The sequence below is a fragment of the Polynucleobacter asymbioticus QLW-P1DMWA-1 genome (genome assembly GCF_000016345.1).
In the GTDB taxonomy this organism is placed as follows: Bacteria; Pseudomonadota; Gammaproteobacteria; order Burkholderiales; family Burkholderiaceae; genus Polynucleobacter; species Polynucleobacter asymbioticus.
Genome location: NC_009379.1, coordinates 1,169,269 through 1,189,212 on the forward strand (window position 1 = coordinate 1,169,269; position 19,944 = coordinate 1,189,212).

The window sequence follows — 19,944 nt, forward strand, 5'->3', positions numbered from 1 at the left end:
ATCTATATCCCCATATTCCCTAGATGCTGAGCAATTCGATCCATGGGATTGCCTGCGCTGGCCAATGGCGTGCCTAGGGTTGAGGTTCGCGCCCGTATAGGCTGAGGGCTATGGGTTGCCATAGGCTTAATGCCTCCAAAACTAGGCTCCGGCCTTCCAATCGCCTCATAGATGGACTCAATCATGGTCTGCCACTGCTCTGGCTGATTGCTCTGCACAAAGACTTGCATGTAGAAAGGGTCTGACATGTATTTGCTAAAGCAGATCGCCTTATCGGTGTGATCAATTTCATCTGAACGAGTATTCAAAAACTTGAGCATCTGCAGCTTTGCTTCTAAGACCAATTCGGAAGGCTTTTTCTGTGAATCCACGTGAGCCATCACATTACCCACAAACTTGCTTTCTATTTCATATTTACGAATCACGTCTTGCAAGCTTGTAACCGTGCATTGAAGATCTTCAACCTGCTTTTCTAGATCACGCTTTTCATTGATGATTCTCTGCACACGCTCACAACCCCTCTTCGATTTGATGTTGCTAGAGGCTTCTTGGTTAACGCTGCCATCGACACCAGGACTCAAACCCGTAGGCCCGGGGTTCAATACCCGCTTAATTAGATCTTCACCAGTTTCGATTTGAATCTCAGTTTTCGGAAGTGTATCGACGGTAATGGCGACTGGTGCAGGCAATATTTCACCAAGGTCATGGGCTTGTAGTGGCGCCGTAACCTCTGTAGCAGGCATAAAGGCTGGCACATGCACTTCGCCCTTTACAGGCCTAAATATAGACTCGGGCGATAGAGCTTCGGACTCCTCCTCCAATACTTCGCCCTCATCAATATCCTCAGATAACTTGGCAAGAGATGCATTAGGGGTCTTACTTAGATCATCTAGTAAGTTGGCTGCTTGGCTCCGGCTCTGACTCTTACGTTCCGCCTTTTGTGTTTGTTGTATCTGAGCGCTACGCTCCTTATCTAATTGAGCGGCTTCTTGCCTGGCTTTTGCTTGCGCAATCAATTCAAGCGCACGCTCTTCCCTTGCCTTATTGCGCCTTGCAGCACTTTCGGCCGCGTGCTTCTCATAAGCTTCTTTTTCAAGCCGCTCGCGCTCTTTCTTGGCCTCCCTATTCTGCTCCCTTTGAATTGAGCCACCCTTGGTTAGAACCTCCGATTTAAAACCTTCCACTTCATTTGCTTCTTGCGTCATTACCTGTCTCCTCTTTTAATAAGTTGCTGCCGTAATGCATTTCAGCATTTGTCTTTTGCCTTCGTTCAGAAAACCAATTTATTCCTAAGTTTGGATCGTCATCGCGTGACCATCCCTCCATTTGCTTTTCTACATTCGGTATAAATAGATTGGAATCGATACGATCGTCATATCGCAAGAGGGTCTCGTGTAGGAGATTACGGATATGCTCGTAATCCATTCCTCTGGCTTGTAGGTTTTGTATCTGAATTGATAGATTCGTAATCATGGGTAAGACCTTGAGCCAACTCTCTTTATCTTCTATGCCATCTGGTGCGCCGGTGGTGCCTGCTCTTATGCATAGATCGACCATGTCAAAGATTCGGTCTTTGGTGAGTTCTGGCCAGTCATAGGTTTTCTCGATAGTCATGACTAGTTCGCCATTGACCATGGTGGTCTTATTGCTTGGCGGCCCCATATAGCGTTCTACTTGCTCTTTAGTGAGTTCTTGTAAAAGTACCTGGGCGCTGTATTGGGCTATCTCTTGTAACCAATCCTCTATCTGGTCTTTGAATTCAAATACGCGCCCTGACAAGGCTCTTTGTAAGATGTTGGCTTCGGTTGCTGTCTTAGGCCTGACCACTGTTGAGCGCGCAGCATCTTGCAGGCCAGTGACTTGCTCCCAGTCATAACGTACTGCACTGGTGTCATAGACGATGGGGTCGATCTTGGGGTGACCCCTAGGAATGATGACTTGATTCAGTGGCTTGCCTTCGGTATCGACAATCGTGATCTCACCGAATCTTGAATCTGAATGTTTCTTAATAGTTTTCTCATTGATATCAGCGGAAGCTACCCATCCTGGTATGCAGAGGTCTCGATGTTGGTTGAATCGATCCCTTGCTTCGTTGTGTTCGTCCTGTAATCGCTCGGTGAGATCGACTAAGCTTGGGCCAACGAATTGACCATCTATTACTTGGTATGGCAATAAGAAGAATGGGTACCAACGCTCTCCCGCCCTTGGTGGGGAATAAGGCTCACGCAGCCATTCAGTCGCGCCCTCCACCATGGTGTATACGCGCTGAGTTACTCTATCCCAGATCTCTAGCACCGCTATTTGTTGATCATCAGTCACTGGGCCTGAACCAGCATTCATCTGCATTGAGGCTAGGCGCTTAGCTTTCTTGTGAGAAGGTTCGCCCTGGCCCGGTTGGTAGATCTTGGCATTAGCTAGATTCTTCTTGTAGAGCGCTTCTGCTTGGCTACGCTTCATCGGGATGATTTGGCAGATCCAGTCTGCATCGGTGTAATCCCAGAACTCACAGATTGAGGGATCAATGAGGAGGTTTTCAGTAAGAACTCTATCGATTACTAAGGCTTCGGCAGATTGCACTTCCGATTGTTCCTGAAGCGACTTGATGAGCTCCTCTAGCTCAGCCCTCTTGGCATCATGATGATGACGTTGGTTATCCTCATGGAGGTCTCGCGCAAGATCCTCTATAGCTAGGAGGTTTTCTTGGGCATCGTTGATACGACCCTGGATATATGAATCCTTGCCTGGATCTCGCTGATACATCACTTTTAGAATGCCGAAGCTACAGGTCAGCGCTGCTCTTACAGTAGACTTTGCTCGATTCTTGAGTTGGGCATGTTCCAGCGCTCTATTGGTGACTTTCTCTAGTGTTTTACAGAAGAGCTTGATATCCGCGCCCGAGTGGGTTGGTGTTGTTGATATCTCGGGGTTACGGGCGTAGACATTGGGAAGTACCGCAGAGATAGTGCCATGTATAAGGTTGGCTCTTAGGCTGTAGAAGTCTTTACCAGTGGGATCGGCATTCCAGTTAAAGCCGGCTACAGTGTTGCGGTTATGCCTTACGCGCTTATGAAAGGTTGACCAGTGAGCGCGCGCATGTGTGATGCGGGCAGTCCATTTTTGTTGGAGGGCATTTGAGTCTTGAGGCACATCTTATTTATAGCGCCCTTACTTTATTTTTTTGAATTTATTTGGGATATTTCCGATGTAATTTAATTACTGTACGACCCATATTGCGATCCCCTTATTTAATAAGAAATAGACATTTAAATACTCAATGCCTTTGCAAGGCAACTGGATCATCCAACCGCAACAATCATCCGCACCTCCCTTTCGGTGGGATTATTCGTAAATAGAACCTCATCTCATCCATGAGAAATAGATTGATCAATTTTTCAGAAATGACTAACTCTTAATTCTTCGGTTTCTCTCTTCAAACTCCATGGCCTCTTGTAGCAACGCCCTTTGTTTCTCGGCCTCATGCTTTTCCAATCTATTACGCTCAATAAACTTCTTGCCTGTAATCACCTGCTGATCGACTAGTAAGGACTCTAGCGTGGGTTTACTCTTCCCAGGGAAATCTTTCACGGCTTAGCTCCTCCATGATTTCACGCTTGCTAGAAGCTTTGCGCCTATTTGTGCCATGGACTTTCCAATGCTCCTGATCGGCAAGAATCTCACCCTGCTCCCTTTTTAGATCTTCAGCAAGCGAAGTTAACTTCTCAGGCTTTATTTGCCCTATCAGCTCGACATTAGATTTATCTATCATAGTTTTTCTGAGTTAATTTTTTTAGCAAATATATTTACAAAATCATCGATGGCAACCTGCTGCTTTGCAATACTGCTATCCAGAATTTCTCTATAGCCATCAATATCAAGCGGCAACTGAAGCTCTTCTCTGACTGCAATTAATAGAGGTGCGAGACACCGACTCATTCTGTGGCTCTCAGTGACGCAACGCTTCATAAATTTAAATTGCTGCAAAGCCAATTGCTTAGAAATAGCATCTCGATCTTGGCTGTGCGAGTGAATCCTTCCTTGCTCAAATTCAAATCCCTCATTAAGCACCTTCCAGTACTGCGGATCTCGCTGGCCATTAATATTTGCATCTCGCATTAATTCCAAGTATCGATCTCTATCTTTACCGAATCCACTCATTTGAAAATCAAGAAGAGTTACTTTATTTTTCAAAGTCAATATTTCAGCCCTTTCGACGTATAAGACAAGCATTAAAGCTGCTAGCTCACCCCCAAAATCGGTTAAGGCTTTAATTGTTTTCATGCTACCTATTACATAGGCTCTAGAAATCGAGGGTGATTTTTCAACATAGACTTTTGCAACTTCGTCATTAGAAATTTCAAGGTTGGGGAAATTTGATAATGCTTGAACACCGGCGGAAACAGCCTCGGCTGCTTGCAAATAGACGTCTTTTCGCAAGGACATTTCCCTCTCCTGCGTTTTTAATGCCCTCTCATGATCAAACTGAGTTTTAAGCCGTTGATCGCTAGCTTTATTGGTTAGCCAAACACCTCCTAGCGAAAAAAGAGAGCCAACAATAACCCCCCAGAATGTACCCGGGATAATTTCAATAATTTCCAACGCCTCTTTAATCATCCTCACTCCTTCATCGCAAATCAAATCATATGACTAATAGCATATCCAACCTTTAAGATAGATACAATTTACTGGGGTTAATATGATCTTAAAAGATACTGGCGACATAGTTAAAGCACTAGGTTACCTCGCCTTATATGCTGCTTATGTTGAAGAGGCGATTGACGAGTGCATTAATACTCTACTTCCATATGACTCAAATCAACCCAAGAATCTTCATAGATTTCCAACAAGTCAAAAAATAAAATATATCCAAGGCCGACTGAGTCATTGTCACCTTACCCAGGAATTAGTGACATTTCCACAGCTTTTAGACCATCTGGAAGACTTATTTGAGGAGAGGAATCTAATAATTCACGGCAGAATATATGGATCGTTGCAAGGCGAAGCCGATATTCTGAGGCCCGGCAGACCCACAGGAAGTGAGCGAGAAATAACGTCAGCAGAGCTTACTGACTTAGCAAATCTTTTTTTTAATACTCTTAATTCACTTAATTATGCTGCCTTTTATTCATTGCGCCGCTACTTAAATTAACACTAAATTTTTGATATCCGCACTGAATTACCGTTAACCCCTCAATCCATAGAGCGAATCACTTTCAGGTATTTGCCTGGCTCTCATAACCCCATACCTCGTCGCATCCCAAGCATGATCTTCTGCATCGGTATCTACGTCCTCCGGATTTAATGAATCTGGTGGCAACTGAGGGATGGTTCTAAGCCAATGCTTACAGGTTGAGAAGATCTTGAGTCTGTCCTCAGCTAGTAGCCGGATGATTTCCTGAGCCCCATTTACTCGGCTTCTTGATGCGTTATAGGCCTCGGTCCATTTCACCCCTTTATCTCTAAAGATCTGACCTATTGACCGCTCTGCACCTATCTTTGAAAAGATGGATGGATCAGCTAGGTTCATGCGGTATTCATAGCCAAGACGTTGGTCGTGTATCTCGATCTTTTTGATCTTCTCCGCTACTACCGTTGCATCTTCCCTAGTGCCCGTATTTTCTTTATCTCCATATCCATAGAGTTCTCTCCATAGGTAATAGACTCCATCATTTGATAAGGCAAACCAATAAACGGCATAAGGTCTGGCATAACCCCAATCCATTGAGCGCCAGACCTTCCATGTCGGTGGAATTGCGAAGGGTTCTACAACGTGCTTAGAGGGCTGCCATACGCCTTCTAAGAAGCTTCCCACGTGGATATCCCAATCACCTTCTAGCCAGGCTCTGCGTCTGTTTGGATCGCTTAGCGACTCTAGACTCATCAGGTAGTTCGGGTCGTTTTTGAGAAGGTGGGTGTTCTCATAGATAGTCGAGTGAATTCGCACTCTGGGTAATGCGCCCTCCTGCCTAATGATCTGCCCTGCAGGAATAGCTCCAATCTGAAATCGCTCCTTTACGGATGCGTGGCCCACCCCAAATGGATTGCAGGTAGCCCTCACCATCCTCGGCATTCCAGGGTGAGATGACCTGCAGGTGGAATGCATGGCTTCGTAAAAAGAGAGGTTTCGCCAGTTGGTCAGCTCTTCAAATCCTAGCCAAGGGTATTCATGGCCGTGGTAATTCCAGTAGTCATCCTCATTGGCACCATAACGAAAGTACAGCATCTCTCCTGTGGGCCACTTCCACACATAGTCAGATTCATTGAACTTGGCGCCTGGGAAGATTTGATAGAACCAGCGCCTGCTCTTGGCCACTACGTCAGCCAATTGTGGATAGGTGAGGCGAAAGAGTGTGCCGCGCCAGTGATCCCCAAAGCCTCTACCTACATGTTGGGCATAGCTCATGAGCAAGGTGTCGGTCTTGCCCCCTCCTCTGGTGCCTTCAAGCAATACCTCGTACACAGGGCATGTCAGAAATAGTGTCTGGCTACCGGGCAATGGTGCCCAGATAGTTTTCATGGGCTAGTGTTTTGCTTGGGCAGCTTGCTCCCACTCATCCATGCTCATGGCACTAGGTACCACTAAGACCCCACTTTGCAGGGGTGTGCCATCTTTGCCTGTGTGCTCTATTGCGGAGAGACGTGGATGTACATAGGGTGCAGCATGTCTGGCGATGGTGGCGGCCATGTTCAGTAACTTGATGCGATTCTCCGTGATCATGGCGGTATGACCATCATCATATTGATTAGCTTTATCACCTTGATCATGATGCTGATTACTTTCGCGACTGCAATTACCCGCCTCCTTGTAAAGCGCCATCATCGTGCTCATCATGACTTCCAAGGGGGTAATGCCCTGGGCAGCAGCTACCTCAGCAATCTCACGGGTACGCTTGGTTAGACTGCCCTCCTTGCGGCCAGCTCCAGGCCTTGCCCCTCCCTTGCTTTTGCTTAGTGCTGGTTTCTTTGATTTCTTTTGATTGTTTTCAATCATGAGGTCTTGATCAACTGTAAAAGATGGGGTTGCAGCGCTACCGAATCCCCAAGAGGTTCATCAAACTCGATGATGATTCTTTGGAATAAGTCATGACGGCTTTGGGCTCCGCGATGTTTGACCACGGTGCCTACGCGCCCGCTTGGGGTCTTCACTTTTGATCCAATGGGGAAGTCCTCCATGTCTAGGCGATCAATCACGCCCGCAATGGCTTGATTAGTTTGCATTGGACTTCTCCATGGTTTCCTGGCGTTTACGTAGTTCGGCAAATATTCGGGTTTTGAAGGAATCGTAGCTTTCAGAGGCTTGGGCCTTCATCGAGAGCTCCCTGCCTTTGGCGTCTACGCCCTCATTGGATTTCCACCAAGCGTCTTCATCGGCTTTGGGGGTTTCCAGTTTTTTGCGCGCCCCCTTGAGAATGGCCAAGACATATCCTGCATTGATCGGGGTTGGGTTTGAGACTTTCATTCGGGTTTCCTTTGCTGTCGCGATAGCCTCTGCCACCTCGGCTTCCGTTACCCCGAGATTGACGATGTCCCGAATGCGGTAGTCATCTACGGCTATAGCTCTGCCCTCCTTGCTGATCATGGCTGCAAAGCTTTTATATTTTTCAATACGCGCCTGAAAAAGTTTTTCTTCATCGGATGGCTTTGTTGACTCTTGGGGAAAATTTTCTTTCTCACCCCCATTGTTTTGTTTGCCTGGTGTATGGAGATTGGTTACTGGTGACTGGTGTTTGGTGTCTGGTGAGCAATGCGTTCGCATTGCGGTCGCATTGCGAACGCATCCAATATTTGGTGAAGTTTCTGGTTGGGGCTCGTCTGAGGGGAATGATTGCCATCTGCCTTCTGCGCTCCGCCTGGCTTTAAGTTGCTTGTCTTTGAAACGGGCTATTTCATGATCGCAGCGCTCTTGTCTCCAGCCATCGTCAGTGAGGGTAAAAAATTCATTGAGAACGGAGACAACTGCATTTTTTTCTTCTTTTGATCGTGCGTTGATCAATCTTTGTACCAACTTGATTTCGATAGGTAGCGGTTTTTCTGTGGCGTAGTACTTTCTGATAAGGCGACTGTAGGTTGCATCCTCTATGAATGTAAGATGCGCAGTCGCTTCTGCGTAATCTCCAATGTGATGCTCGTAGTAATTCATCTCAGTCTGTCTCCGTGTAGTTCTTTTTCTTGCGCGTAATATTTTTTGCAAGAGATGAATCTAACAATTGGAAAGCGTATCGTCAAACGCGTTTTTTCTGAATTTTTCTTTAATTTATTTATTCATCAATTCTCTGTAATCCATGTTTGAGATATTCGTGAGAATGAATTTCTTTATCTAAAGCGTTTGTTGATCTATGCGTGTCCACCGCTCTCTTTACGCTATCAGAATTTACTGACAAGGCTGTAGCCATTTATTTATATGGCTTATGACACTTCTATAAATAAATTTTTTTTTGTAGTCAAAAAATAATATGCGTCTTCAAAGTGGGTATTGACATTTGATTGACCACCAAAATTTCATTGACTACATTGCACTTCAGCAGCACACAAAATGATGCATAACAAAACACAATAGGAGATTAAATTAAATGATGGCATTTCGCTTGTATAGCTTGTATCGATCTTATGGATACACAAAAATGAGTTCTGCAAAGATGGCGTTGCAGGTTTATCGTAAAAATGTAAAACGCGCCCGCTAAGGAGATGGTGATGAGTCAATCAAGCCCTCAAATCCCACCTATTACTTTGATGAGAATTCCGCAAATATTAAAAGTGATGCCGGTATCAAAATCTAAGTTTTGGCTGATGGTTCAGAAAGGTGAATTTCCAAAACCAATCAAAATTGGCAGGTCTTCCTTTTGGACTATTGAGCAGGTTCAAACTTACCTCAAAGAAAGGATGGACAATTCTTAAATGCAGGCCCCAGAGTATTCTCAGGGGCTAGGATAGCGCTTGATCAACAAAAGAGTCGGCCAGCATACATTCTAATTGCCTGGCTTTTGAAAAACTCTCACTAAGCTGATCACATAAAGCTAGCAATCTTTTTAGACTTGCTACTATAGCTTTTTGCTCACTCAGCGGGGGAAGAGGAACTTGAAAATGGCCAAGATCGGCTCCCGCTAAATTAGGCTGAGCAGTACCGTTGTCAAACTTTAAAATTTGATCCTTAGCGAGAGTTGAAGAAAAATAAATTCCAAGATAGTCAACAATCTCTGGCGCAAAAGGGCGAATAATTACCAATGAAGATGCTATTGCTCCAGTTTCACCATTCTTGACTATGGCAAATTTTCCAAGAGAACCCCTAAGACAAAACAATATATCCCCCTCTTTGATCTTTCCTGATCTAAGATTGTCATACGTTTCTACATCTATGAAATTCATATTTGAATAATCAATTCCCTCTTCTTGAAGATGGCCTGCATTAATAAATGCCATTCCAGCCGCTACAAATTGATCGCGCGACGGATAATTTTTACTTCTATCGCCATTTTCAAAGGAGGCTAATTCGGATAATCTAATCCAGGACCAACTCTCCGGGATCTGATGTAGACCTTTTTTATCCGACTGAAAATCGGATGCATTATTTAATTTCCTACCCCTCTTGGTTGATGAATGACATGCATTTTTACGACATAACTCAAGAAAATCTACTAGAGTGTCTTTACTAGAATCCTGTAGAGAAATCTTACCCTCGAGAGCAAGATCAATAATAATTCCCCTCAGATAATTGATGTTTTGTTCTGATATAAATAGCTCATCAAAAAGTTGAGACACCTCGCTCCAATTATCTTGAAATGACCCGATACTCTCAGCCCTGAGAAGAAGGCTCATAAAATGAATAACTAAGTTATCGTGGAATATTTCCTTTTTAAGCGCATCCCTCTCAAGCTGATCACATAGTTGCATCAACGCATTAACTTTTTCTACTATTTTATTTTGCTGACCAATTGGTGGAATTGGAATCTGTATGTTTTCCCATCTAGATTTATTAATGATTGGAGTAGCAGATCCAGAAGAAAGCTGGTGAACTCTCTCCAGAAAAAACTTTGCCCTTAAGCACATGTGGATAAACTCTACATTGCAGTCTGTAGTTTGAATTGCATTAATTTGTTGATTGAAGGCAACTCTATGGGTAGCTATTGCCGACTTACCAATTGACCCACCTATACAAACCATTAAAATGCTTCCTGGTAGTGCAATTGAGGTATTTAATTCAGCCTCTTTTGAAATAAACTTATCCGACTTTAGAATCCGATGATTCATGCTTAATTGGCCAGGTCCGATAAATGGGGTTGTGCCAATATAGAAATTACTATTTCTAGTGTCTGGAGTTTTCCCAGTACTTACACGCCCAACCTCTCTTAAAGACTTCCAAACCCAACCGCTAGGGACAATAAATGGTTCGGCCTTAGATTGATCTGATAGATTTTCATTGGCGGATCGCAAACTATTCGCAGCAGTTGTTAATCTCCCGCTAACAGCCAATTGAAGAATTAATTCTCTCAGTTTCTGGACGCCATAAATATTACCGGAATTTGCTGAACTCCTGCCACGAGTAGAGGCTCTCTCCGACATGGATGTACTCCACAAGTCAAAAGAATCAACAAGCATTTTTTCGAGGATCTCCATTAAGAATTCTTAGCGTATAGAGCCTGCCCTAAAACTGTTTTTAACTCACTCTTTAGTCTATTAATATCATCCTGTAGCAAATTATATTGAGCCAATAGAAGTTCGGGATCCTCGGCTTCCCGATCAACTATATGAGGATTCTTTATGTCAAGATTGTAATTTCTGTCTTTAATATCCCGAATGCTTACCCTCCAAGAATATTCACCTTCTTTGCGACCTTTATAGGCGCCTCCCTCATTACCCCACCATTCTTTTTCAGCCTCAAACTCTTCAATCCTCATCGGCTTAGTTTTGTTGTAACTCTTCACACCCTCTGGATATGGATGCTCATAAAACCAAACATCTTTTGTAGGAATCCCTTTAGTAAAGAAAAGGAGATTGGTATTAATAGCTGTGTAGGGTGCGAATACACCTTTTGGTAAGCGTACGATGGTATGGAGATTGCATTCTTCCAAAAGTTTTTCTTTAATGCGAGTCTTAATACCTTCGCCAAATAGAAATCCATCGGGCAGAACTACTGCGGCACGCCCTCCAGGCTTTAGCATTTGCATAATTAGCACCAGGAATAGATCAGCTGTTTCTCTAGTTCTAAATGCGGCTGGGAAGTTGGTTTCTATTCCATCCTCTTCCATTCCACCAAATGGTGGGTTAGTAACAACTACATCTACCCGCTCTGATGGGCCCCAGCTAATTAAGGGTCTAGCTAACGTGTTGTCATGACGGATATTGCTTGGCACATCAATCCCATGGAGAATCATGTTTGTTGTGCACAGCAAGTGTGGCATTGGTTTTTTCTCAATACCGAAGATGCTTCCTTGCAGTTGCGCCTCATCTTCTAGTGTTTTGACATCTTGTTTTCTGATGTGTTCTATTGAGCATGATAAGAATCCACCCGTTCCGCAGGCTGGGTCCATTACCTTTTCACCAAGACGCGGATTAACCATCTGCACCATGAATTCAGTTACAGCTCTTGGGGTATAGAACTCGCCTGCATTACCGGCTGCCTGGAGATCTCTCAGAAGCTGCTCATACATGTCGCCAAACAGATGGCGCTCTTGGGCTTTGTTGAAATCCACGCCCTCTTGAATCTTATTGATCACCTGGCGAATCAGCTGGCCAGACTTCATGTAGTTATAGGCATCCTCGAATACGGAACGAATAACATAAGCGCGTTGATGACCGCCTTTAGCCTCTAGGTTTTGAAGTGCTGGGAATAGATCATTGTCTAGAAATTGCTTTAGCTCATCGCCGGTCATGCCCTCAGCATTAGCCGCCCAATTTCTCCAGCGATACTTTTCAGGGAGCGGAGACTTGTATTTATCCTGAAGCAATTCCCACTCGCTCTCACGATCATCAAAGATTTTCAGGAAGAGCATCCACACCAATTGACTCAAACGCTGGGCATCGCCATCGACGCCTACGTCCTTACGCATGATGTCTTGGATTGATTTAATAGTTGAACTAATACTCATAAGTGGTAATGCCTATCTATTGGGGTATTGCTATGAATTTTAGGCGTAGAGCTGGTTTTCTAGCTCATGCAAAGCTGCTATATAGCCTGGCTTACCGCCAAAGGCTGATACAAGTTCGCTAGCTGTACCCATTTTACTAAATGGGTCTAGGGTCAGAATCTTAATATCGTCAATATTCTCGATACCGGTATCTGCGTATTTTTCAAGTAAAGCCTCGAGAACCTTGCGAGCCTGTTCGCCATACTTGGTGAAATAGTTACGCTTTTTGACTTGATCTGCACGCTCCCTACGAGTGAGTGCAGGCTGATCAAATGCAACATGGCAAATTAAATCAAAAGCATCGCAGTCTTTATTAACTTCGATTGCCAACGCCTCCAGTAAAAGACCATGCTCTTCTAGCTCCTTAATTACAGCGGCCTTACGCTCAGCGGAAGTCCATCTCTTTAGAAATTGATCCAACGTTGAATAGTCTTTTCGTACTGCTTTACGGGTGTAGTCCTTTAAGGACTCTGTAATCAACTTACCTTCGGGTCCGTAATACTGAACCCGCTCGGCAATAACCTGAACCTCTACGTCACCCACAAAGTATTTAGCTCTCACACCCTCTGGTCCAGGAGGAAAGCCAGGGGGTTCTGGGGGAACGGGCGGCTCAACTCCGGGAGGCGTTGGCGGCTCCACCGGGGGAACCGGGGGATCATCAACCCCAGGCTCATAGATAACAATTGGCGGGCCATCAAATGCTTCATCAGCAAAAAGCTCAGTAGCCTTTTTAAAGTCCATGATGGTGAACCAGTACTTGTCGTAATCTTCGTTAATTCGGGTGCCGCGCCCAATCATCTGCTTAAATTCAGTCATGGACTTGATATGTTGATCAAGTACAACTAGCTTGCAGGTTTGCGCATCTACACCGGTAGTCATTAGCTTAGAGGTTGTAGCAATTACTGGGTAACGTTCTTCTGGGTTAATGAAGTTATCAAGCTCAGCTTTGCCTTCTTGCTCATCACCGGTAATGCGCATAACGTATTTACGATTTTCTTTGACTCGCTCTGGATTTAAATTAACCAAGGCTTGACGCATGCGCTCTGCGTGATCAATGTCATCACAAAATACGATAGTCTTAGCAAATGGATCAGTAGCCGTTAAGAACTCAGTGATTTTCTTTGCAACTAGCTCTGTACGCTTTTCTAAGACCAGGGTTCGATCCATGTCGTTCTGGTTGTAGATGCGATCCTCGATTAATTGACCACGTTTATCTACTTGTCCAGCACTGGGTCTCCAGCCTTGGAGATCCCTATCTATATCAATCCGGATTACTTTATAAGGGGCAAGGAAACCATCTTCAATGCCCTGTTTTAGTGAGTAGCTATAAACAGGGTCACCAAAGTAAGTAATACTTGATATTTCTTTAGTTTCTTTTGGCGTAGCTGTTAAGCCAATATGTGTGGCAGAAGAAAAGTAATCCAAGATCTCACGCCAAGCTGAATCTTCAGAGGCGCTACCGCGATGACACTCATCAATCACGATCAAATCAAAGAAGTCTGGAGAGAACTGCTTGTAAATATTCTTTTCTTCATCGTTACCAGTAACAGCCTGGTAAAGGGACAAGTAAATTTCGTAGCTCTTATCAATCTGACGCTTGCTGATCTTAGTCATTGCAGCGCCAAATGGCTTGAAGTCGTTATTTTTAGTTTGATCTACCAGGATATTGCGATCAGCTAAAAATAAAATGCGCTTCTTGGTTCCAGACTTCCATAGGCGCCAGATGATCTGAAAAGCTGTGTACGTCTTCCCTGTACCGGTAGCCATTACCAGCAGAATGCGATTGGCGCCATTAGCCACCGCTTCGATTGTTCTGTTGACTGCATTGACTTGGTAATACCTGGGAGCGCGCCCAGTGCCATCATCGTAATAAGGCATTTCTACGGTATTTTTTGCCTCAGGGGTATCAACACCCTTCCATCTGCAATAACGCGACCATAGCTCTTCTGGCGACGGGAATGCATCTAAAGAAAGCTCTTGCTCTACTTTATCCGCCAGGCCAGTTCGGTCATGCATTAAGAATGCATCGCCATTTGAACTAAAGACAAAAGGCACATCAAGCGTTTCCGCATAATCAAGTGCTTGCTGCATTCCTGCGCCAATACTGAGGTTGTTTTCTTTGGCCTCGATTACAGCGATGGGAATATTGGATTTGTAATAAAGGACGTAATCTGCGCGCTTTTGCTTTCCGCGGGTATGTAACTTGCCGCGAACAATAATGCGGCCTTTAGTAAAACTTAATTCCTCGCGAATTTGAGTGTGCAAATCCCAGCCTGCGCCAAGAATGGCTGGCGTAATGAATTTCGTACAAATATCTCGTTCGCTAAGGGATTTCTTGCTCATTCAATAATGCCAAAAGTTATATATATCCCTTAATAATATAAGGAAATCAGTCATTTAATGGCATTTTTAGGGTTTGCATACCAGGCTCACTATCTGAGCCTTTATAGGCATACACTTAAGTTGACGCAACAGGGGAAAGTTAATGAAATATCAATTTTGTTTGGTCGCACTGCTCATTTCGGGGTTTGCACATAGTCAGGCCATTTATGGCCCTAACGGTGAATACAAAGGTTATATACAAACATCTCCCAATGGAGTGTCTAACTCTTACAGTGCTACTGGGGCATTCCAGGGATCAGCTCAAGTACAAGGTAATCAAACAAATTTCTATGGGCCTCAGGGTCAATATCAAGGAAATATTCAGGCACCAATTACTACCCCACCAAATACAACAATTGGAACACCCCCACAGGTAAATCAAGCGCCTAGCATCAAGGGTTGGTGATTAGCTAATGAAGTATTGAGACGCTATTTTGGTGGTGGATAGAAAGCCCAAAAAAGGGTTTCGTGAATATGGGTTCTACGGTTGTATATGGCTGCGAGTCGAATCACTACAAATATTATTCGAACACCGAACCCTGCTAACTGCAAATTTTTAAATGAAGAAATTCATCACTTTCTTGTATTCTATTGGGCTTCCATCAAAAATCTCTTTGAGGCTACGACGGGATCCGCCGATCAACGATTTTTGGAATACGCTCTCCAACGGAGTTCCGCAGGTAATTTGACCCGAAGACCTAGTCTTATTTAGCTTTAAAGCAAGTTCTGCCCCCATGGGATCAATTAAGAAGATCTTTAATCCCAATTCCACGGCCTGGGTTAACGCCTCGTTAATATGCTCATCGCCAAATCCATACCCTATAACCATCAACCTAGCATTAGGCTCACTTAAGTATTCAGCGAATTTGTTTTGATACATCTGCAATATAGGAGTAGTAGAAATTTCTTGAGTTTTATTGCCACCCATAATCAAAAGAGGTGATCCATCTTCTTTCTGCCAATTAGAGGATCCATGTAATTTATATATAGGCTGCATTCTTGCTGATAAATCTACATTTAAATTAGATTGCGGAATCCATCTTCCCCGCGCCTTAGATAAATGATGAAATGGCTCCAATGATGGCCGAAAATCTAACCCAGGAAGTGACGCTCCATCCCATCTTCTAGGGGAAATCAAAGATAAATCGACCCTAGATAAGTAATGCTCTTCAAGCAAAAGATCTTGATTGAGTGTAAAAATAGCGTCGAATTTGTTTAAAAAGAAAGGAATAGTTTTCGAAGACTCCTTAGGAGGGGTTTGCAAATCCCAATCACCAAGATCAAGAAAACCAGAGTTCATATCGCCAAACATGACTAAAACCGCAGATTCAAATTCGGCCAAATCAAATTGCCACTCAGCTGGGTGGTTTTTAGCCAGCATCTGCAACTCTGCCAAGGCAGCCTCAAAACCACCTGACAACTGGTGCTTCCATAGTAATTGTCGTAATTTGTCACTTCCAATAACTGCTTTGGTACCCAGTAAATATTCAAAAACTTCTGTAGCCAACCATCCACCCCAATTGCGGCTAAAACCAGCGCCCAGTAAAAGTAATTTTGGCATCTAATTCACTCTCTTGAAAATTTTCAACCCATATGAGGACCTATCCTGCCTTGCAGAATAAATAATGGGCATAGAGAAGCCTTTTAATTCCCTGTCTTTTAAAATCTTTTCTATCAGAGGCATTTGCTCCTCTGGAAATCTACAACCCAAAATAATCCCAGTTAAGGCGCTAGGCTTAAATGGCAAAAAGCTATTGGCAAGCCCAGGCCTAATAATTCTTCGCTCTTGCTCATACCCCCAACTTTTAAATTTTCTTAACAAGCCGACTTTTAATGCATTCTCCTGCGGGTCAGTCCACTCGACAACAGGATAATCAGCGGAATATTCAACTGAAATAGCTTGTAAAAAAACTTCCGGGTTTATGCTGACATCAAATTGCAAAACCAAACCCTTATGCTGATCAGCGTAATGACTCCACATTAAAATTTCCCTAGGATCTTGGGATAAGCAACATACACCAGCCGTGCCGGCGTGTTTTACACTGGACTCCATGACCCTTGTTTCTAAACCCTCAGGATCGAGCATTAATTGGTCAATTTGACGCTGTCTTAGCTTCCATGTTTTTTGAGCTATATCAGGGTTATTTTGAAGAATACCTTTTAGTCTTTTCCGTCGCTTTGCTGGATTTCTGTCAACCGTATAAACCCACTTCATATCAAATGGGTCGTTAAATGATTGCGGGGAACTTAACCATAAATTTGAGTCGCATATTATTGAACTCAGATACTCCGGGGCGTTGCATGAGTAATATTTATAAAGAAAAACTTTGTAATTTTGCTTTACGATAAAGCGACGCCTTTCCCTAATCGGCAATAACGCGACCTCTTTAAGTAGCTGACTAGAAGAAATATTTGATTTAGGCATACATATTTATGCAATTAGAGGTAGAAATTTCTCAAAAAATGTTCTCACTCAAAGTGCCTTGAAGTCTAAGGTCCAGCATATCAGAGCAGATCCGAAAATAGTGGCTTACCAGCATGATTTCAGAAAGCCTTACACAACTCCTATTAAACAATTTTTGGAGATGGGTAACAGAGTCCCAATAGCATAGGGCCCGTGAATGCTGGATATGATTTTGAGCTACAAAATTGCGTTTAGCTCGATCTCCGCCGACACAATCCACCAATTGAAACATGGGCATCCCCTGAGGGTAAGCTAACAATCCTACGGAAAACTCAGGGGATGACTATGGAAGTAATGAACTTATCGAAACCATTTAGCGTTAATGTTTACAGCGACTTCAGAGGGGGTAAGCCGAGCCCCTGGGTAAGCATTGGGGAGTTTGGCAAGCTTGATGACGCAATCGAAGCATGTAAGAAGGTTGTGGACGACTTTCTTCAATCCCCCATCAACGCATTTATAGGCTCTGAGAGGCTCGAAATTGCTTTTTTGAGCTATGGGGATGTTCCAGCCATTAAAGGTGCCGAGAACCTGCTTTCCTTTGATATCTATGCGTATCTTGCCATGCGTTGCAGGGAAGTTTCCTGTCCATCTGGATCCAATTCAATCCAAATCTAGGCTATGTTTTGCTGGTGGGTAGAGTGGTGGGTAGAAGGCCCTCAAAAAGAAAGAGCCCCATGGATAGGGGCTCTCAGGGTGCTACTGGCGGAAGAGGCGGGATTCGAACCCGCGGTAGGCTATTAACCTACGCACGCTTTCCAGGCGTGTGACTTAAACCGCTCATCCACCCTTCCGGAACCAATGATTATACGATTGCCGAAAGGGTTTGGCTCTAAATGCGAATTTGCCTGTTTAGAGAGACTCTTTGAGTTGGTCCAAAATCGCTGGATTTTCAAGGGTTGAGGTATCTTGAGTAACCTCTTCACCTTTAGCAATCACACGCAGCAAGCGGCGCATGATCTTGCCAGAGCGAGTTTTAGGCAAGTTATCGCCAAAACGCACATCCTTCGGTTTGGCGATCGGTCCGATCTCTTTCCCTACCCAATTACGCAATTCAGTAGCAATCTTCTTGGCTTCATCACCTGTTGGGCGACCACCTTTAAGAACTACGAATACGCAAATGGCTTCACCAGTCATATCGTCAGGGCGGCCAACTACTGCCGCTTCAGCAACCAATGGATTCGCTACCAAGCATGATTCAATTTCCATCGTGCCCATACGGTGACCAGAAACGTTCAATACGTCATCGATACGACCAGTAATAGTGAAGTAGCCTGTATCTTTATTGCGAATCGCGCCGTCACCTGCCAGATACAAAGTACCGCCCAACTCTTCTGGGAAATAGGATTTAACAAAACGGTCCGGATCATTCCAAATCGTACGAATCATTGATGGCCATGGACGCTTCACAACCAAGATACCGCCTTGACCATTTGGTACATCTACACCAGCCTCATCCACAATCGCCGCCTTAATACCTGGTAGTGGCAATGTGCATGAACCAGGAATCATTGGGGTTGCGCCTGGCAATGGTGAAATCATATGACCACCAGTTTCTGTTTGCCAGAATGTATCGGCGATTGGGCAACGTGAGCTGCCTACATTTTCGTAATACCACATCCATGCTTCAGGATTGATTGGCTCACCTACTGAACCCAAGAGACGCAATGAAGATAAGTCATAGCTCTTTGGATGTATTGACTCGTCATTGCTAGATGCTTTAATCAAAGAGCGAATCGCTGTTGGTGCTGTATAGAAAATACTTGCCTTATGTTTTTGGATCATATCCCAGAAACGGCCGGCATTTGGATAAGTTGGCACGCCTTCAAACACGATCTCTGTGGCGCCTACTGCGAGTGGGCCATAAGTAATATAAGAGTGGCCAGTTACCCAACCGATATCGGCAGTACACCAGAACACATCATTTGGTTTGATATCAAAAGTCCACTTCATTGTGAGAATTGCCCACAATAAGTAGCCGCCTGTTGAGTGTTGTACGCCCTTTGGCTTGCCGGTTGAACCGGATGTATACAGAATAAATAGTGGATGCTCTGCGCTTACCCACTCTGGCTCGCAAGTTGCAGGCTCATTAGCCACAATTTCTTGCATCCAAACATCGCGGCCAGCTGTCATGGTGACTTCAGTGCCAGTACGCTTGCTGACGATGACATGTTTTACATTGCCGCACTCGCCAGTGGAGAGCGCCTCATCACAGATGGCTTTTAATGGCAATGATTTGCCACCGCGGAATTGTCCGTCAGCAGTAATGACTGCGACTGCACCCACGTCAACAATACGATCACGCAAGGCTTGAGCAGAAAAGCCACCAAACACTACAGAGTGAATTGCACCAATACGAGCACAAGCTTGCATCGCAACAATGCCTTCGATCGTCATCGCCATGTAAATAATGACGCGGTCACCTGACTTGATGCCCATCTTGCGAAGTGCATTTGCCATTTTGCAAACGCGCTCCAACATCTCTTTATAAGTAACTTTAGTTACTGTGCCATCGTCGGCTTCAAAAATGATGGCGACCTTATCGCCCAAACCATTTTCTACCTGGCGATCTAAGCAGTTATAAGAAGCATTTGTAGTTCCATCTTCGAACCATTTATAGAAAGGCGCTTTTGATTCGTCCAAAACCTTGGTAAAAGGCTTTTTCCAGTAAATATTTTCTTTTGCAAGACGACCCCAAAAACCGTCATAATCTGCATCAGCCTCAGCACATAGCTTGTTATAAGCTTCCATACCTGGAATGGTGGCACCCTTAACAAAATCTGCAGGTGGGTTAAAAACGCGGTTTTCTTGCATTAATGGTTCCATGCTTCACAGCCCTCAAATTGATAATCAATAATCTATTTACATCTACAAAAGCGCGAAAATATCGCAAAATGACAGGTTTACACCCTCAAGACCTAAGAAGATAAGTGAAAACACGGGGGATTTGCTCTATGGCAAACCCTTAAAATAGGGCAAACC

Annotated in this window: 18 protein-coding genes and 1 tRNA gene; 4 read left to right on the plus strand and 15 right to left on the minus strand. The window is 44.2% G+C overall.

Translation table 11 applies throughout. The annotated features are described in order from the left end of the window. Window positions 1-2: 2 nt before the first annotated feature. From PNUC_RS05890 to PNUC_RS05910, 4 genes are all read right to left on the minus strand, one after another. Window positions 3-1,205 carry a hypothetical protein gene (locus PNUC_RS05890; RefSeq protein WP_048812107.1) on the minus strand — a complete coding sequence of 401 codons (1,203 nt, stop codon included), beginning with the start codon at window positions 1,203-1,205 and terminating at the stop codon, window positions 3-5. Then, on the minus strand, window positions 1,186-3,147 hold the full coding sequence (locus PNUC_RS05895; RefSeq protein WP_011902966.1) for a hypothetical protein: 1,962 nt from the start codon (window positions 3,145-3,147) through the stop codon (window positions 1,186-1,188). The genes PNUC_RS05890 and PNUC_RS05895 overlap by 20 nt, the downstream gene beginning before the upstream one ends. Window positions 3,148-3,559: 412 nt before the next feature. Continuing rightward, complete coding sequence (locus PNUC_RS05905; RefSeq protein WP_048812109.1) at window positions 3,560-3,766, minus strand: hypothetical protein; 207 nt, start codon at window positions 3,764-3,766, stop codon at window positions 3,560-3,562. Next, window positions 3,763-4,611 (minus strand): hypothetical protein, encoded by an 849-nt coding sequence (locus PNUC_RS05910; protein WP_011902967.1) that lies wholly within the window; start codon window positions 4,609-4,611, stop codon window positions 3,763-3,765. The genes PNUC_RS05905 and PNUC_RS05910 overlap by 4 nt, the downstream gene beginning before the upstream one ends. Before the next feature lie 82 nt (window positions 4,612-4,693). On the opposite strand from PNUC_RS05910, the gene PNUC_RS05915 reads away from it, so the two are divergent. Beyond that, the gene (locus PNUC_RS05915) at window positions 4,694-5,146 is read left to right on the plus strand and encodes a hypothetical protein (RefSeq protein WP_011902968.1); all 453 of its coding nucleotides are present in this window, start codon (window positions 4,694-4,696) and stop codon (window positions 5,144-5,146) included. Between the two features lie 33 nt (window positions 5,147-5,179). Here the strand turns inward: PNUC_RS05915 and PNUC_RS05920 are convergent, their stop codons facing one another. The 4 genes from PNUC_RS05920 to PNUC_RS10825 form a co-directional block, all read right to left on the minus strand. Further along, entirely contained in the window at window positions 5,180-6,400 is a 1,221-nt protein-coding gene (locus tag PNUC_RS05920; RefSeq protein WP_227717079.1) for a terminase, read from the minus strand. A gap of 117 nt (window positions 6,401-6,517) precedes the next feature. Further along, on the minus strand, window positions 6,518-6,988 hold the full coding sequence (locus PNUC_RS05925; RefSeq protein WP_011902970.1) for a hypothetical protein: 471 nt from the start codon (window positions 6,986-6,988) through the stop codon (window positions 6,518-6,520). Continuing rightward, window positions 6,985-7,215, minus strand: coding sequence for a hypothetical protein (locus PNUC_RS05930; protein WP_048812110.1), 231 nt, complete (start codon window positions 7,213-7,215; stop codon window positions 6,985-6,987). Before PNUC_RS05930 ends, PNUC_RS05925 begins: the two co-directional genes overlap by 4 nt. Further along, complete coding sequence (locus PNUC_RS10825; protein WP_011902971.1) at window positions 7,205-8,137, minus strand: YdaU family protein; 933 nt, start codon at window positions 8,135-8,137, stop codon at window positions 7,205-7,207. The genes PNUC_RS05930 and PNUC_RS10825 overlap by 11 nt, the downstream gene beginning before the upstream one ends. A gap of 551 nt (window positions 8,138-8,688) precedes the next feature. Between PNUC_RS10825 and PNUC_RS05940 the strand changes: the two genes are divergently transcribed. Further along, window positions 8,689-8,892 (plus strand): helix-turn-helix transcriptional regulator, encoded by a 204-nt coding sequence (locus PNUC_RS05940; RefSeq protein ID WP_048812111.1) that lies wholly within the window; start codon window positions 8,689-8,691, stop codon window positions 8,890-8,892. Between the two features lie 27 nt (window positions 8,893-8,919). Here the strand turns inward: PNUC_RS05940 and PNUC_RS05945 are convergent, their stop codons facing one another. Genes PNUC_RS05945 through hsdR form a run of 3 tightly spaced genes read right to left on the minus strand, consistent with a single transcriptional unit; the run spans window position 8,920 to window position 14,462 of the window. After that, window positions 8,920-10,608, minus strand: a complete 1,689-nt coding sequence (locus PNUC_RS05945; protein ID WP_048812112.1) for a restriction endonuclease subunit S — start codon at window positions 10,606-10,608, stop codon at window positions 8,920-8,922. Next, the gene (locus tag PNUC_RS05950) at window positions 10,608-12,080 is read right to left on the minus strand and encodes a type I restriction-modification system subunit M (RefSeq protein WP_011902974.1); all 1,473 of its coding nucleotides are present in this window, start codon (window positions 12,078-12,080) and stop codon (window positions 10,608-10,610) included. The genes PNUC_RS05945 and PNUC_RS05950 overlap by 1 nt, the downstream gene beginning before the upstream one ends. Before the next feature lie 39 nt (window positions 12,081-12,119). Further along, window positions 12,120-14,462, minus strand: coding sequence for an EcoAI/FtnUII family type I restriction enzme subunit R (gene hsdR / locus PNUC_RS05955; protein WP_011902975.1), 2,343 nt, complete (start codon window positions 14,460-14,462; stop codon window positions 12,120-12,122). A 142-nt stretch (window positions 14,463-14,604) separates the two neighbouring features. Between hsdR and PNUC_RS05960 the strand changes: the two genes are divergently transcribed. After that, window positions 14,605-14,907 carry a hypothetical protein gene (locus PNUC_RS05960; protein WP_011902976.1) on the plus strand — a complete coding sequence of 101 codons (303 nt, stop codon included), beginning with the start codon at window positions 14,605-14,607 and terminating at the stop codon, window positions 14,905-14,907. Between the two features lie 150 nt (window positions 14,908-15,057). Here the strand turns inward: PNUC_RS05960 and PNUC_RS05965 are convergent, their stop codons facing one another. Next, a complete protein-coding gene (locus tag PNUC_RS05965) occupies window positions 15,058-16,062 on the minus strand; it encodes an SIR2 family protein (protein WP_011902977.1) in 1,005 nt (334 codons plus the stop codon). Continuing rightward, window positions 16,063-16,926 carry a DUF2971 domain-containing protein gene (locus tag PNUC_RS05970; RefSeq protein ID WP_011902978.1) on the minus strand — a complete coding sequence of 288 codons (864 nt, stop codon included), beginning with the start codon at window positions 16,924-16,926 and terminating at the stop codon, window positions 16,063-16,065. Window positions 16,927-17,250: 324 nt separating this feature from the next. On the opposite strand from PNUC_RS05970, the gene PNUC_RS05975 reads away from it, so the two are divergent. Continuing rightward, complete coding sequence (locus PNUC_RS05975; protein WP_048812113.1) at window positions 17,251-17,580, plus strand: hypothetical protein; 330 nt, start codon at window positions 17,251-17,253, stop codon at window positions 17,578-17,580. An 85-nt stretch (window positions 17,581-17,665) separates the two neighbouring features. On the opposite strand, the gene PNUC_RS05980 is transcribed toward PNUC_RS05975, so the two are convergent. Further along, window positions 17,666-17,756: transfer RNA gene (locus PNUC_RS05980), tRNA-Ser, on the minus strand. 58 nt (window positions 17,757-17,814) lie between these two features. After that, complete coding sequence (acs, locus tag PNUC_RS05985; RefSeq protein ID WP_011902979.1) at window positions 17,815-19,788, minus strand: acetate--CoA ligase; 1,974 nt, start codon at window positions 19,786-19,788, stop codon at window positions 17,815-17,817. Window positions 19,789-19,944 lie beyond the last annotated feature (156 nt).

Bases quoted from the DNA above. Each gene is read 5' to 3' on its own strand.
- PNUC_RS10825 (WP_011902971.1), bottom strand. From the start codon at position 8,137: ATGAATTACTACGAGCATCACATTGGAGATTACGCAGAAGCGACTGCG.
- acs (WP_011902979.1), bottom strand. From the start codon at position 19,788: ATGGAACCATTAATGCAAGAAAACCGCGTTTTTAACCCACCTGCAGAT.
- PNUC_RS05960 (WP_011902976.1), top strand. From the start codon at position 14,605: ATGAAATATCAATTTTGTTTGGTCGCACTGCTCATTTCGGGGTTTGCA.
- PNUC_RS05920 (WP_227717079.1), bottom strand. From the start codon at position 6,400: ATGAGCTATGCCCAACATGTAGGTAGAGGCTTTGGGGATCACTGGCGC.
- PNUC_RS05940 (WP_048812111.1), top strand. From the start codon at position 8,689: ATGAGTCAATCAAGCCCTCAAATCCCACCTATTACTTTGATGAGAATT.
- PNUC_RS05905 (WP_048812109.1), bottom strand. From the start codon at position 3,766: ATGATAGATAAATCTAATGTCGAGCTGATAGGGCAAATAAAGCCTGAG.
- PNUC_RS05950 (WP_011902974.1), bottom strand. From the start codon at position 12,080: ATGAGTATTAGTTCAACTATTAAATCAATCCAAGACATCATGCGTAAG.
- PNUC_RS05925 (WP_011902970.1), bottom strand. From the start codon at position 6,988: ATGATTGAAAACAATCAAAAGAAATCAAAGAAACCAGCACTAAGCAAA.
- PNUC_RS05890 (WP_048812107.1), bottom strand. From the start codon at position 1,205: ATGACGCAAGAAGCAAATGAAGTGGAAGGTTTTAAATCGGAGGTTCTA.
- PNUC_RS05930 (WP_048812110.1), bottom strand. From the start codon at position 7,215: ATGCAAACTAATCAAGCCATTGCGGGCGTGATTGATCGCCTAGACATG.
- PNUC_RS05915 (WP_011902968.1), top strand. From the start codon at position 4,694: ATGATCTTAAAAGATACTGGCGACATAGTTAAAGCACTAGGTTACCTC.
- PNUC_RS05945 (WP_048812112.1), bottom strand. From the start codon at position 10,608: ATGGAGATCCTCGAAAAAATGCTTGTTGATTCTTTTGACTTGTGGAGT.
- PNUC_RS05970 (WP_011902978.1), bottom strand. From the start codon at position 16,926: ATGCCTAAATCAAATATTTCTTCTAGTCAGCTACTTAAAGAGGTCGCG.
- PNUC_RS05975 (WP_048812113.1), top strand. From the start codon at position 17,251: ATGGAAGTAATGAACTTATCGAAACCATTTAGCGTTAATGTTTACAGC.
- PNUC_RS05910 (WP_011902967.1), bottom strand. From the start codon at position 4,611: ATGATTAAAGAGGCGTTGGAAATTATTGAAATTATCCCGGGTACATTC.
- hsdR (WP_011902975.1), bottom strand. From the start codon at position 14,462: ATGAGCAAGAAATCCCTTAGCGAACGAGATATTTGTACGAAATTCATT.
- PNUC_RS05965 (WP_011902977.1), bottom strand. From the start codon at position 16,062: ATGCCAAAATTACTTTTACTGGGCGCTGGTTTTAGCCGCAATTGGGGT.